This window comes from Nonomuraea sp. NPDC050202, from assembly GCF_040656115.1.
Classification (GTDB): Bacteria; Actinomycetota; Actinomycetes; order Streptosporangiales; family Streptosporangiaceae; genus Nonomuraea.
The window spans coordinates 235,781-249,321 of sequence record NZ_JBFALF010000009.1 but is presented as its reverse complement, the minus strand read 5'-3'; the positions used below and the strand labels follow the sequence as shown (position 1 = coordinate 249,321).

General features: G+C 71.9%; 10 protein-coding genes. 6 read left to right on the top strand and 4 right to left on the bottom strand.

From position 1 onward, the window contains the following. Positions 1-81: 81 nt before the first annotated feature. From AB0I79_RS25645 to AB0I79_RS25625, 5 genes are all read left to right on the top strand, one after another. Entirely contained in the window at positions 82-2,439 is a 2,358-nt protein-coding gene (locus AB0I79_RS25645; RefSeq protein ID WP_357877153.1) for a hypothetical protein, read from the top strand. Positions 2,440-2,444: 5 nt separating this feature from the next. Beyond that, positions 2,445-4,265, top strand: coding sequence for a UvrD-helicase domain-containing protein (locus AB0I79_RS25640; RefSeq protein ID WP_357877150.1), 1,821 nt, complete (start codon positions 2,445-2,447; stop codon positions 4,263-4,265). Positions 4,266-4,313: 48 nt separating this feature from the next. Continuing rightward, positions 4,314-6,158, top strand: coding sequence for a sigma factor-like helix-turn-helix DNA-binding protein (locus AB0I79_RS25635; protein ID WP_357877147.1), 1,845 nt, complete (start codon positions 4,314-4,316; stop codon positions 6,156-6,158). A 20-nt stretch (positions 6,159-6,178) separates the two neighbouring features. After that, positions 6,179-7,549 (top strand): cysteine--tRNA ligase, encoded by a 1,371-nt coding sequence (cysS, locus tag AB0I79_RS25630; RefSeq protein ID WP_357877144.1) that lies wholly within the window; start codon positions 6,179-6,181, stop codon positions 7,547-7,549. 82 nt (positions 7,550-7,631) lie between these two features. Further along, positions 7,632-10,118, top strand: coding sequence for a penicillin acylase family protein (locus AB0I79_RS25625; RefSeq protein WP_357877439.1), 2,487 nt, complete (start codon positions 7,632-7,634; stop codon positions 10,116-10,118). 52 nt (positions 10,119-10,170) lie between these two features. Here the strand turns inward: AB0I79_RS25625 and AB0I79_RS25620 are convergent, their stop codons facing one another. Continuing rightward, positions 10,171-10,590 carry a hypothetical protein gene (locus AB0I79_RS25620; protein ID WP_357877142.1) on the bottom strand — a complete coding sequence of 140 codons (420 nt, stop codon included), beginning with the start codon at positions 10,588-10,590 and terminating at the stop codon, positions 10,171-10,173. Positions 10,591-10,665: 75 nt separating this feature from the next. Between AB0I79_RS25620 and AB0I79_RS25615 the strand changes: the two genes are divergently transcribed. Further along, on the top strand, positions 10,666-11,616 hold the full coding sequence (locus AB0I79_RS25615) for a hypothetical protein (RefSeq protein WP_357877139.1): 951 nt from the start codon (positions 10,666-10,668) through the stop codon (positions 11,614-11,616). A gap of 51 nt (positions 11,617-11,667) precedes the next feature. Here AB0I79_RS25615 and AB0I79_RS25610 read toward each other — a convergent pair whose 3' ends face one another. Genes AB0I79_RS25610 through mshB form a run of 3 tightly spaced genes read right to left on the bottom strand, consistent with a single transcriptional unit; the run spans position 11,668 to position 13,514 of the window. Then, positions 11,668-12,162, bottom strand: coding sequence for a flavin reductase family protein (locus AB0I79_RS25610; RefSeq protein WP_357877136.1), 495 nt, complete (start codon positions 12,160-12,162; stop codon positions 11,668-11,670). Positions 12,163-12,171: 9 nt separating this feature from the next. Further along, positions 12,172-12,597, bottom strand: a complete 426-nt coding sequence (locus tag AB0I79_RS25605; protein ID WP_357877132.1) for a DUF6113 family protein — start codon at positions 12,595-12,597, stop codon at positions 12,172-12,174. Between the two features lie 11 nt (positions 12,598-12,608). Then, positions 12,609-13,514, bottom strand: a complete 906-nt coding sequence (gene mshB / locus AB0I79_RS25600) for an N-acetyl-1-D-myo-inositol-2-amino-2-deoxy-alpha-D-glucopyranoside deacetylase (protein ID WP_357877129.1) — start codon at positions 13,512-13,514, stop codon at positions 12,609-12,611. Between the last annotated feature and the right edge of the window lie 27 nt (positions 13,515-13,541).

Here is a 13,541-nt window from a genome sequence, read left to right as displayed (position 1 = left end):
TTGAGGTGGAGCGACTCGTCGACGATCACGCTACTCACCGGGCAGCCGGACCTGCCGGATGCGTGGTGGCGCAGTTTGCCCATGCCGCTCGTGCTGGCGGCGATCGGCCCCGAGTCCCTGGGCGAGCTGCTGACGGAGATCGCCCTTGAGCACTGGCCCGCGGCGGCGGTGGGCGACGTCCTGCCGGCGCTGCACGTCCTGGACCCGGAGGAGGCAGACGAGCCCGCCGTCGCGATCGCGCTCGACCGCGCCGGGTCGTGGGCCGGGCTGCTCGCGCTGACCAGCCGGGAGCTGGTGGACCAGCCCTTCATCCAGGCGCGGCCGGTGCTGAACACGCTGTTCTCCGCCGTCCTGGTACGTCTGGCGCACCCGCACGGCGAGGACGCGCCCAAGCACGTCACCGGCCGTCCGGCGGAGTCCTTCGCCCCCGCGCCGGCCGGCTACGGGCCGGACGCCCACGAGCCCGTGGAGCAGGCGCCGCCCGCGCCCGAGCCCGGCGAGCCCGCCGAACCCGCCGGGCATGCGGCCGTCGCGCCCGTGCCCGTCGCGCCCATGCCCGTCGCGTCCGAGCCCGTCGCCCACGAGCCGGGGGGCGTCGCCGAGCACGCGTACGTCGCCGACGAGGCTGAGTCGCCCGCTGCGGCCCCGGAGCGAGAGGAGGCGGCCGAGGAGGAGGTCTCCGAGCCGGTCGCCGCGCAGCACGCCGCTGAGGGCGTCGAGGAGCGCGATGACGCTCCGGAGGCTGCCGAGGAGCCCGTGCAGCGGGTGCAGGAGGCTTACCCGGCCGAGGCCCAGCCCGTCGACGAGCATGTCGTCGAGGCCGAGCCCGTCGCCGAGCCCGCCGTAGAGGCCGCGCCCGCCGTGGAGGGGCAGCCCGTCGCGGAGGCCGAGCCCGTCGCGGAGGCTGAGCCCGCCGCCGAGCCCGCCGTAGAGGCCGCGCCCGCCGTAGAGGGGGAGCCCGGCGCCGGACGCGCCGCCGAGGGCGCCTACGCCGGCGATGCCCTCGACGCCGATTACGGCGAGCCCCGTGAGGCCGCTGCGCATCACGAGAGCGCCACGCTGGACGAGGAGGCGCCGGAAGAGGTCGAGCGGGTCCTCGACGCCGACGCGGAGCCGGCGGCCGACGAGGCCCGCGAGCCGGAGCCCGAACCGGTGCTGGACGCCGCCGACGAGCCCGCCCCCGAGCCGGCGATCCAGGAGGCCGAGGCGCTCCAGGCCGAAGCACTCCAGGCCGAGGCGGCGCACGAGCCGGAGCCCGGCGCCGAGCACGCACCCCACGCCGAACATGAGGCCGGACACGACGCCGGGCACGAGGCCGATGGGCGGGAGCGTCCGCTGCCCGAGCTCATCGAGGCCGCGTTCGCCGGGCTCGACGACAAGAGCTGGGCGGTGGCCCAGAACCGGGTCTTCACCGACGAGCCCTCGGCCGTGGACCAGCTCGCCAAGCTGTTCGCCGTCCCCCCGGCCGAGATCTCCGCCACCGAGGACGAGCTGCGCGCCCGCCTGGACCGCTGGCTGGCCAGCGACGAGGCGGCCCCGTACCGGGCGCACCTGGACGAGCTGGCCAGGACCCTGGGCCCGGCGGCCCCCAAGGAACAGCTCATCGACGCGGCCGACTGGCACACGGTGGAGATCCAGGCGCTGGAGGTCCCCGCGTGGCAGTTCGTGCTGGCCACGCTGGCCCCGCCGCCACCTCCTCCCCCGCCGCAACCGGAGCTCCCATCGCAGCCGGAGCTCCCGCCGCCGCCACTGCCGCAGCGCAAGCCGTACCAGCAGCAGCCGCCGCCTCCGGTGGAGCTGGTGCCTTCGGCGTTCGGCCCGGTCGGGATCACGCCGCCGCCCCCGGGGCCGCCGCAGTTCCAGGCGTTCACCCCGGCACTCCAGCCGGTGCAGGAGGCCAACGGCGAGCAGGACAAGCCGTACCAGCCGCTGAAGGACGTCTCCCAGACGCAGCGCTGCTTCAGGCAGCCCGACGGCCGCTGGTGGCTGCGCATCGACGTCACGGCCGAGCAGCTCGCGGGCGGTGAGTGCGTGCTGCCGACGGGGTTCGCCTCGTACTTGGGGCTGTCGCCGGGCGAGAGCAGGACGGTCAGGAGCGCCGCGGGCGAGCTGGCCATGGTCTGGCACGGCAAGCCGAGCCTCCAGAGCATCGAGCGGCTGCTGGTGGACGTGGGCGCCCGGGAGGGCGGCCACCTGTTCCTGACGCTGTCGGACGAGGGGGTGCTGCGGGCCAGGCACCTCCCGGTCGCCGCCCAGGGGGCCGAGAAGATCACCAAGGCGCTGCGCCTGGTGGGGTACACGGCCCCGGGAGGCACCCGGGACCAGGCCGCCAGGGTGATCGCCACCAGGATCGGCATGACGGGGCCCGTCGCCCTGCCCGACCTGCTCAACAGGCTCCGCGAACGCGGGGATCGCGATCTGCTCGAGCTCCTGGACTGAGCCGGGTGCCGCGGCTCGCGATCGGCCCTGAGTTTCCCAGGGAGCTCAGCGCACTGGCCCAGCCGGTGCGCAGGGACGCCGTGGTCGCGCTGCGCCGGTTCCTGCTGAACGTGTCGGGCGCCCCGCACCCGGAGAGGGTCAGGGGCGCCAGGGACCCGCGGGTGGCGACCCTGCGGCTGACCGAGGGCCATCGCGGGGTGGTGGTGCGGCAGCGGGACGTGTACTGGCTGCGTACGCTGCTGCCCGATCCCGACGCCTGGTCGTACGCCCGCCGCCACCGCTACGGCGTCAACCCGGCGATCGGCGTCGTGGAGGAGTGGGACGCCGAGGCGCTGGAGCGGGTGGAGCCCGCGTTACGCAGGTCTGCCAGGTCCTCCCGGCTGTTCGCGCCGATCTGCGACGGCGATCTGCTCGGGCTGGGCCTGGACCTCGAGGCGCTGCCGCTGTTCCGCCTGATCACCACCGAGGCCGACGTGGCCGCGCTGGAGCCGTTCCTGCCGCCCACCCAGTACGTCCCGCTGGCGGTGCTGGCCAGGGGCGGCTCGCTGTCGGAGGCCTGGCGGGAGCTGAACGCCTGGCGCGCCACCGAGCAGGAGCCGGGCCCGATCGACCCCGAGGACCTGTACGCGGCGCTGCGGCGCAGCCCGGACCGGGCGGCGTTCGTCTCCGACAAGGTCGCGCTGGACCGGGTGCTGGAGGCGCCGGGCTGGTGCACGTTCCTGTACCCGCCGCAGCACCGGCTGGCGAGGGCGGCCAGGTTCGAGCACCCGGTGCTGGTCGTGGGTGGCGCGGGCACCGGCAAGACTGTGGTCGCGCTGCACCGGGCGGCCCATCTGGCGGCGCGGGGGGCGGGCCCTGTGCTGCTGGTGACGTTCTCGCAGAGCCTGGCCGACGAGCTGTCGGCGAAGCTGGACCTGCTGATCGAGGACGAGGTGGTGCGCAAGCGGGTCGAGGTGGACAACGCCGAACGCCTGGCCGTCCGCATCGTGGCCGGCGCGGAGGGCCGCCGTCCGGCGCTGGTGGGCCCCGGGGCGCGCTCGCTGGCCCAGCTGACGGAGGACGCGCTCAGGTTGCTGTCGATCTCGACAGGTGATCTGCTCGACGATGTGGATCCGGGGCGCAAGCCGTACCGTCACATGGTTGTGGACGAGGCACAGGACATCAGCCCGGCGCAGTGGCGGCTGCTGAGGGCGGCCGTGCCGCGGGCGCGGGACGACCTGTTCATCGTCGGCGACCCGCACCAGCGCGTCACCGACACGAAGGTGGCGCTCGGCGCGGTGGGCATCCCCGCCGTCCAGCACTCGCTCGACCGCTCCCACCGGCTGACCCAGGAGCTGCTCTCCTTCGCCGTACGCCTGCGCGGCGGCAGCCCCTCGCCCGGCCTGGTCAAGGGCGTGACCGACCTGTCGGCCTTCAGCGCGAGCCGGCACGGTGAGCGGCCGGTCGTCAGGGCGTACGACTCGCCTGAGGCGGAGCTGGCCGGGCTGCGCGGCACGATCGACGCGTGGCTGGCGGACGGCGTGCCCGCCGGCGAGATCGCCGTCGCGGCCCGCGACCAGCGGTTCGTCCGCGCCGCCAAGCGCGCGCTGACCGGCCTGGACGTGCGGGCGTCGACCTTCCAGCAGCTGAAGGGGCTCGAGTTCGAGCGGGTGGCGCTCATCGGGGTGGCGGAGGGCGTGGTGCCCGGGCCGCCACCGGACGAGCCTTACGCGCGGGCTCGTGCCCTGCAACGCGAACGGAGCATACTGTTCGTCGCCTGCACCCGGGCGCGCTCGATGCTCTATATCTCCCATTCCGGAAGAGGCAGCCCGTTTTTACCCCTCTGATCACATAGTCTGAACTGCGGATATCTTCCCTTTGCCGGTTGGACCTCAATGAACCTCAGCCTGAGCGACCTCGCGCCACCCCTGCGCTGGACCTCCCCTGGTCAGATAGCGCCGATCGTGGAGGAGCCCCAGCTGCCCGAGGCCTGGTGGCAGGCGATCCCCCTCGACCGCGCGTGCGCCATCGTCGGCACGCAGACCGTCGCGGGCCACCTGGCCGACCTGGCCGTGGCCTGCTGGGGGCACCTCATGCTCGGCGACATCCTGCCGCTGCTGCGCTTCTCCGACCCCGCCGAGGCCGAGCGGTCGCCGGAGACGCTGGGCAAGGACGTGGTGCAGAAGCTGTTCAGCGGCGTGTTCGAGCGGCTGCTCGAGCCCGCTCCCGAGCCGGTGCCCGGGCCGTCCAGGCCGGACAGGCCGCTGCCCGAGCTGATCGACGAGCTGTTCGGCGCGCTGGACGACCGGCAGCGGGCCATCGCCCGCGACCGGCTGTACGCCACGCAGCGGGCCACGCTGGACGAGCTGGCGCAGCGGTTCTCGGTGACGCGGGAGCGGATCAGGCAGATCGAGCGCGACCTGCGCGACCACGTGGAGGCCTGGCTGAGCAGGCCGGAGGCCGCCGCCCTGGTCGCGCACGTGGCCTGGCTGCGCGGCCGGCTGGGCTCCGCGGCGCCGGCCGACGACCTGCAGGCCACCGTGCCGTGGCACCGCACCGAGCTGCGCACGCTGGGGATCCCGGCGTGGCGGTTCGTGCGCACGCTGCTGACCGGCTACGAGCAGGCCGACGGCTGGCTCGTGGCCGGCGGGGCCGACGAGCTGAGGGAGAAGACGCGCCAGCTCTTCGCCGACGGGCCGCACCCGCTCGGCGAGGCCGTGTCCATGGTCTCCCAGCTCGGCGTGCGCGAGGACGTCGCCGAGCGGTGGATCCTGGCCGTGCCGCAGCTACGGGTGCTGGGCCAGCACGTGGTGCCGTGGCCGCGCAGCATCAACGAGAAGGCCGAGGCGGTGCTGGCGGTGGCGGGCTCGCCGCTGTCGCCCGAGGAGATCCAGGAGCGCATCGGCGAGGACTACAGCCTGGTCGGCATCCGCAACCAGCTCACCGCCGACGAGCGCTTCCGCCGGGTCGACCGCAACAAGTACGGGCTGACCAGGTGGGGCGGCGACGAGTACCTGGGGATCAGGGAGATGATCGCCAGGGAGATCGAGCGGGCCGGCGGCGAGGCCTCGGTGAGCACCATCGTGGCGAACCTGACCTCCCGCTACGACGTGAGCGAGAGCTCGGTGCGCGCGTACTCGGGCGGGCCCGGGTTCGAGCGCACGCAGCGGGGCTGGATCAGGGTGGCGGGCACCGCTCCCGGCGGCGAGGCGGAGCCGTACCAGCCGCGCAAGGACGTCTCGGAGACGCGCCGCAGCTTCCGCTCCCGCGACGGCCGCTGGTGGCACCGCGTGGACGTCAACGCCGAGCACCTGCGCGGGTCCGGGTCGCCGCTGCCGACGGGGTTCGCGGCGTACCTGGGGATGGCGCCGGGCGGGCAGCTCACGGCCTCCGCGCCGTCCGGCGACGTGGTGATCAGCTGGCACAACCAGCCCACGATGGGCTCGATCCGCAACGTGCTGTCGGAGTACAAGGCGCAGGAGGGCGACCACGTCTTCCTGACCGTGTCCGACGGCGGCGAGCTGCTGACCCGCTACCTGCCGGCCGCGCCCGTCAACATGCCGCCCATCAACCGGGCGCTCTACCTGTTCGGCTACACCGCGCCCGTCAGCTCGGAGATGGAGGGCCTGCGGCTGATCGGGGCCAGGATCGGGCTGTCCGACACGGCCACCCGCGAGGAGATCCTGGCCAGGCTGCGCGAGCGCGGCGACAGGGACATCCTCGGTTTCCTGGGCGGATGACGCCGGGCTAAGCTCGGGAGATGTTGCGGATCTACGACACGCGCGCCAGGCAGGTCGAGGAGATCGCCGCCGGGCGCGCGGTGCGGATGTACACGTGCGGGCCCACGGTCTATCGCCACGCGCACGTGGGCAACCTGCGTACGTACCTGCTGTCCGACCTGATCAGGCGGGTCCTGGAGCGGCGGCGGGTGCGGGTCGTGGCCTGTCAGAACATCACCGACGTCGGCCATCTCGTCGACGACGCCGCCGACGAGGGCGAGGACAAGGTCCTGGCGCAGGCGCGGGCCGAGAGCCGCTCGCCGCTGGAGCTGGCGCGCCACTACGAGGAGGCGTTCAAGGCCGACACGGCCGCGCTGAACCTCCGGCCGCCCGAGCACATGCCGAGGGCCAGCGAGACCGTCGACCTAATGGTCGAGCTGATCGCCAAGCTGATCGAGCAGGGGCACGCCTACGCCGTGCCCGACGGGTCGGTGTTCTTCGACGTACGGACGTTCCCCTCCTACGGGGAGATCTCCGGCAACCGGCTCGACGCGCTCAAGCCCGCCCACCGCATCGAGACCGTCGATCCGCGCAAGCGTTTCCACGCCGACTGGGCCCTGTGGAAGCCCGGCGAGGGCGAGCTGACCTGGGAGACGCCGTGGGGGCGGGGCTTCCCCGGCTGGCACGTGGAGTGCTCGGCCATGTCGCTGCGCTTTCTCGGGCCGCGCTTCGAGATCCACACCGCCGGGATCGACCTGCGCTTCCCGCACCACGAGGACGAGCGGGCGCAGTCGAACTCGGCGACCGGCCACGAGGTGGTGGATCACTGGGTGCACGGCGAGCACCTGCTCTTCGACGGGCAGAAGATGGCCAAGTCCACGGGGAACGTGGTGCTGCTTGCGGACGTGGTGGCGGCCGGGCTCGACCCACTGGCCGTACGCATGGCGTTCCTGGAGCACCGCTACCGCCAGCAGATGAACCTCACGTGGGACACGCTGAAGGCCGCCGACCGCACGGTGCGCAGGTGGCGCTCGCGGGTGGCCGTGTGGGCCGAGTCGGTCAGCGCGCCCCTGTCGCAGGCGCACGTCGAGCGGGCGGAGGCGGCCTTCGACGACGACCTCGACACTCCGGCGGCGCTGCGGGTCCTGCGGGAGCTGGAGCGGGACGAGTCGGTGGCGCCGGGGGCGAAGCTCGAGACGTTCCTGCATCTGGACCAGGTGCTGGGGCTCGATCTGTCCATCGACATCGGCAAGCCCAGGGTGCTGCCGCCCGGCGCCGCCGAGCTGCTGGAGGCGCGGGAGCGGGCACGCGAGTCGAAGGACTGGGCCGGCTCCGATCGCCTGCGCGATGAGCTGGCCGAGCTCGGTGTGCGCGTCTCCGACACCTCGGAGGGGCAGACGTGGATGGTCTGAAGCGTCCGGAGGAGTGATCAAGAACTGCCAGACTTGATGCCAGTTCGGCATGAAGGAGGTGGCGGTGAGACCCTTTGCGTGGATGCCGCGGCCATTGCGGTGGTCCGCTCGGGTGTTGACCGTTCTTCTCGCGCTGGTTCTGGTGCTGGCAGGGGTCGTCGTCTACACGGTGCGGAAGTCGTTCCCGCAGGTGGACGGGTCGCTCCGGCTCCCGGGCCTGACCGGGAACGTAGAGATTTATCGGGATAAGTCGGGGATCCCCCACATTTATGCCGATAGCGCCGCGGACCTGTTCATGGCCCAGGGCTTCGTCCACGCCCAGGACCGCTTCTTCGAGATGGACTTCCGCCGCCACATGACCGCCGGGCGCCTCTCGGAGCTCTTCGGCGCCTCCACCCTCGACAACGACAAGGCCCTGCGCACCATGGGCTGGCGCAGGGTGGCCGAGCAGGAGGTGCCGGAGCTGGCCCAGGAGACGCAGGGCTACCTCGACGCATACGCCAACGGGGTCAACGCCTGGCTCAGCGCCAACCCGAACGCCTCCGACCGCAGCCTCGAGTACTCCATCCTGAAGCTCCAGGGCGGCGGCGGCACGCCGGAGAAGTGGACGCCGGTCGACTCCGTGGCCTGGCTGAAGGCGATGGCGTGGGACCTGCGCTCCAACGTCGAGGACGAGATCGACCGCGCCCTGGCGCTGACCAAGCTGCCCAGGGAGCGGGTCGAGCAGCTCTACCCCGGCTACCCCTACGACCGGCACCTCCCGATCGTCAACGAGGGCGCCCTCCTCCAGCGCCGCTTCGACCAGCAGGCCGAGCCGCGGCTGCGCGGCAACCGGGCGCTGGCGGGCGCGGCCCGCATGCTGGAGGACGTGCCGAGCACCATGGGCGCCGCCGACCGGTCCGGCCTCGGCTCGAACTCGTGGGTGATCTCCGGCGAGTACACCGCCGGCGGCAAGCCGCTGCTGGCCAACGACCCGCACCTGTCGGCGCAACTGCCGTCCGTCTGGTACCAGGCCGGGCTGCACTGCCGGAAGATCACGGAGGCGTGCCCGTACGACGTGACCGGGTTCACGTTCTCGGGCGTGCCCGGCGTGATCATCGGGCACACCGACAAGATCGCCTGGGGCTTCACGAACCTGGGCGCCGACGTGGCCGACCTCTTCCTGGAGCAGGTGGACGGCGACACGTACCTGTACGAGGGCTCGCGGCTGCCGCTCGAGACCCGGGAGGAGAAGATCAAGGTGGCCGGGGGCAAGACGGTCACGCTCACCGTCAGAAGCACCCGGCACGGCCCGCTGATCAACGAGGTCATCCCCACCGCCCGGCCGAGCGGGGAGGCCAACGCGGTGGCCCTGCAGTGGACGGCGCTGACGCCCGGCAGGACGGCCGACGCGATCTTCGCGCTGAACAGGGCCGGCGACTGGCAGGAGTTCAAGGCGGCCGCGTCCCTGTTCGACGTCCCCTCGCAGAACCTCATCTACGCCGACACCTCCGGCAAGATCGGCTACCAGACCCCCGGCCGCATCCCCGTGCGCCAGACCGGCGACGGCACCTGGCCGGTCCCCGGCTGGAGCGGCGTGTACGACTGGAACCCCGCCCCCATCCCCTACGACCAGCTCCCCTCGGTCGAGGACCCGGCGGACGGCTTCATCGTCACCGCCAACAACGCCGTCATCGATCCCGAGCGGTACAAGCCGCTGCTCGCCAAGGACTGGTCGTACGGCTACCGCTCGGAACGCATCCGCACCCTGATCAAGGAGGCCCTCAAGAAGGGCCCGATCGACGCGGCCACCATGTCCGAGATCCAGCAGGACACCCACAACGGCTTCGCCGATACGCTCGTCCCCGCCCTGATGCGGGTGGACCTGGCGGGCCCGTCGGTCCAGGCGCGGGACCTGCTCAAGACGTGGGACGGCGAGCAGGGCACGGGCTCGGCCGCCGCCGCGTACTTCAACGCCGTCTGGCGCCACGTGCTCACGCTGACGTTCGACGACGACCTGCCGGAGTCGGCCCGCCCCACGGGAGGGGACCGCTGGTACGAGGTCGTCAGGCGGCTGCTGGAGGCCCCGGAGGACCCGTTCTGGGACGACACCACCACCAAGAACCTCACCGAGACCCGCGACGACATCCTCCGCCAGGCCCTGGCCTCGGCGCACCAGGAGCTCGCCGACCGGCTCGGGACGGACGTCAAGGCGTGGCGCTGGGGCGACCTGCACCAGCTCGAACTGGTCAACGGGTCGCTCGGCACCTCGGGCATCGCGCCGGTGGAGGCCCTGTTCAACCGCGGGCCGCTGCCGGTGGGCGGGGGCAAGGACGCGGTGAACGCCACGGGTTGGAACGTTCAGAGCGGCTACACGATCACCGCCGTGCCGTCGATGCGGATGGTCGTCGACCTGTCGGACCTGGACAAGTCCCGGTGGATCAACCTGACGGGAGCCTCCGGGCACGCCTTCCACGCCAACTACTGGGATCAGGCCGAGGCGTGGGCGCGGGGCGACCTGCTGCCGATGTGGTCCAAGCCGGAATCGGTGAAGAAAGCCGCAGTTCACACGCTGAAACTGACTCCCTGACGCCGGGCGCCGCTCCTCGCGGAGGGGTGGCGCCCTTTACAGAGCGTGTCAATCAGGAGCCCCTGATTCGCCGCCACCACAGGTGCTTGTGCGGATATCCGCCGTCGTCCAAACCGGCCAGGCGCTCGAAAACGTTGTACGAAGCCTGGTGACCGCAGACGACCACCGAGGCGAGCATGGCCAGCAGGTAGAGCGGCAACATCGGCAGCCCGAGGCACCAGGCCCACTGCGTGGCGTGCCGTCCCTCGTGCAGGATGAGCCGCTCGTCCAGCGCATCTCTCCTGGTCAGGACCACGTTCCCGACCGTGAACGCCCCCGCGACAGGGAAGCGGTAGCGGTAGCCGAAGGCCAGGACGAGCCCGTCAGGGCCGGGCTGCCTGGACGCGCCGCCCACGATCGCGATCAGCAGGCCGAGCGGTGTGGAGAGATTCACGTAGTTCACCGCGCGCCGGAACCGGAAGCGCCTGTTCATGCGTCTGAGTCTTGACCAATCTTGACAAGTCGGAATAATGATCCCCGTCCTGAAATCTCCCACAAGAGCAGGATTATGAGATTCTCCACCCTGGGCGCGCTGCTCGGCACCGTCGCACTGGCAGGAGCCGGCGGAGTCGCGATCACCCAGACGTCAGCGGCCGATTCCCTACGATTCACCGACACTCCTCTCAACGCGCAGGTGGCGTTAGCCGGCGACCCATCGACGTCGCCGCCCCCCACGACGTCGCCGACCCCGACCGAGACCACGAGCCCGACGGCGTCACCCACCCCTACCGACGGGGAGTACACCGCCGAGACGCGGGTGGTCAAGAGAAGAGGCGTTTCCTACCTGAACGTCTCGATCACCTATGAAGGGGCGGCGCTCTTCAACGTCGAACAGCGAGTGTGCAAGAGGAGAGCGTGTAAGACCGCGAGCGTGGACCTCACGGTCGTCGGAGGCGACGGAAGCGCCACCACCCGGCTGGGCCGGGGCACGTACAAGAAGCGAGGGCAGGCCGGCGTCAGCATGGCGCCCCTGCCGACCGTCACCGTCCGCGAGACGGTCACGGTGACCGAACCAGGTCCCACGGTCACCGTCACCGAGCCCGGCCCGACGGTCACGGAGACGTTCACCTGTCAGCCGTACGTCGAGCCGACGGACACCCTTCCGCCCTCGGAGGAGCCGACCGTCCCCGTCCCCCCGACGGCGACGGTGACGCCCACCGTCACGGACACCCCGACGCCGACACCGACCGTTACCGAAACCCCGACCTCGACACCGACCGAAACCCCCACTGTGACCCCACCCACGGAATCCCCGACGGACACCGTGTCCCCCACGGTCAGTCCCACGATCAGCCCCACGGGGATCCCGACCTGCCCGCCGCCGTCGGAGCCGCCGGCCGAGCTGCCCACGGACAGCCCGACGCCGACCGACACCGGCGCCCCGACCGACACCAGCGTGCCCACTGACACCGCGACGACCTCGCCGTCGGAGTCGGTCAGCGCTCCCGCCGCCCAGTAGGGCCGCGGACACCTTGCTCGGGCCAGGCACCGTGTGCCTGGCCCGGCTCGTTCACAGGGACTTGTAGCGGCCCTCGTGGTAGAGCAGCGGCGCCCCGTCCGACGGCGTGCCCAGCGCCGTCACCGCGCCCACCACGATCGAGTGGTCGCCGCCGTCGTGCACCGCCGTGGTCGCGCACTCCACCGTGGCGATGGCCCCGTCGAACAGCGCCACCCCCGACTCCCCCCGGTGGTGGGGCCACCTGGAGATCTGCCCGTTCAGCGGCCTGCCCCGGTGGGCGAAGAAGCGCGAGGCGTCCTCCATGGAGGCCGGCAGCACCGACACGCCCCACAACCCGGCCTCCATCACGGCGTCGTGGAAGCGCGCCACCTTCTCGGCGCAGAACAGCACGAGCAGGGGGTCGAGGGAGACGGAGGTGAAGGAGTTGATCGTCATCGCGTGATCGTCGTCGCCCAGCCTGGTCGTCACGATCGCGACTCCGGTGGCGAAGCGGCCGACGACCTTGCGGTACGATCCCGGGTCCACGTGCCGCTCGATGGAATGCACCTAGCTACTTTATGCCTCTACGTCTGTTTTTTCGGAGGGGTACCCCCGCAAGAGCCATGATCCCCCTCCCGACGTGGGCGAAAGCAGATAGGCCACGACGAGGCCTAGCAATCCCCCGTACAGGTAGACGTAACCGGGCGGACCGGACGCGATCACCAGGTCCCCCATCCCCAGCTCCAGCGTGAACGGCATGGTCACCAGCAGCCAGCCGAGCGCCGTCGCCATGGCCCCGAGCCTGGCGCGCATCAGCTTGCCCGCCCCCAGGCACACCCCGAACAGCGCCAGCACCCAGACGATCGCCGACGCCGGGATCACACCGACCTGCCACGTGGGATGCGTGAAGCCGCCCACGACGGCCATGACGACCCCGAGCACGAACAGCATGCCGTACGCCGCCCCGCCCAGCGCCGACTCGGCCTGGCTGCGATGTTCCATGTCGAATGAGGTTAGTGGATGCCCGCGAAGAGATCGTTCTCGCGGTTGTGCGGCTCACCGAGGCCTCCCGCGTCGACCGGCGGCCCGGGCACCGCGGGGCCGGGGACGCCGATGGCCAGCGTGTAGTGCTCGACGGCCAGCACCTCCTGGCCGATGTTGTTCGACAGCGCGTACCAGGGGGCCTGGACGCTGATCTGGGTGGCGTGCGCGCGCAGCGCCTCCAGCTTGTTGCCGATCCAGGGGCGGGCGTCGATCTCGGTGGTGATGTCCTCGTCGGGGCTGCCGAACGGCATGTCGTCGACGTTCTCCGTCAGGAAGTCGACGTTCGCCTCGCGCAGCGCCTCGGCCGCGCGCCGCATGACGGACCTGGCGACGGCCGTGTGGTAGAACTTCGCGATCTGCCAGGGCTCGCCCTCGCCGAAGTCCGGCTTCGCCGCCAGCTCGAACGCCCTGCGCGAAACCCGATGCGCCTGGATGTGGTCGGGGTGGCCGTAGAAGCCGTTGGCGTCGTAGGTGACCAGGACCTGCGGGCGTACCTCACGGATGACCTTGACCAGCTCCCCCGCCGCCTCGTCGAGGTCGGCGCCCCAGAACGCGCGCGGGTGGTCGTTGGAGGCCACGCCCATCATGCCGGAGTCGCGCCAGCGGCCCGGCTCGCCGAGGAAGCGGTGGTCCTCGACGCCCAGCGCCTGGCAGGCCGCCGCCAGCTCGCCGATCCGGTACGGGCCCAGCGCGTCGCCCCTATCGGCCGCCAGGTGCGCGAGGTCGCCGGGGATGATCTCCCCCTCCTCGCCGAGCGTGCAGGTCACCAGCGTGACATGGGCGCCTTCCGCGACGTACTTGGCCATGGTCGCGCCGGTGCCGATCGACTCGTCGTCCGGATGGGCGTGCACGAGCAGGAGCCGTCGATCAGTCATGCCCACGAGCGTAGCAATGGCAGGATT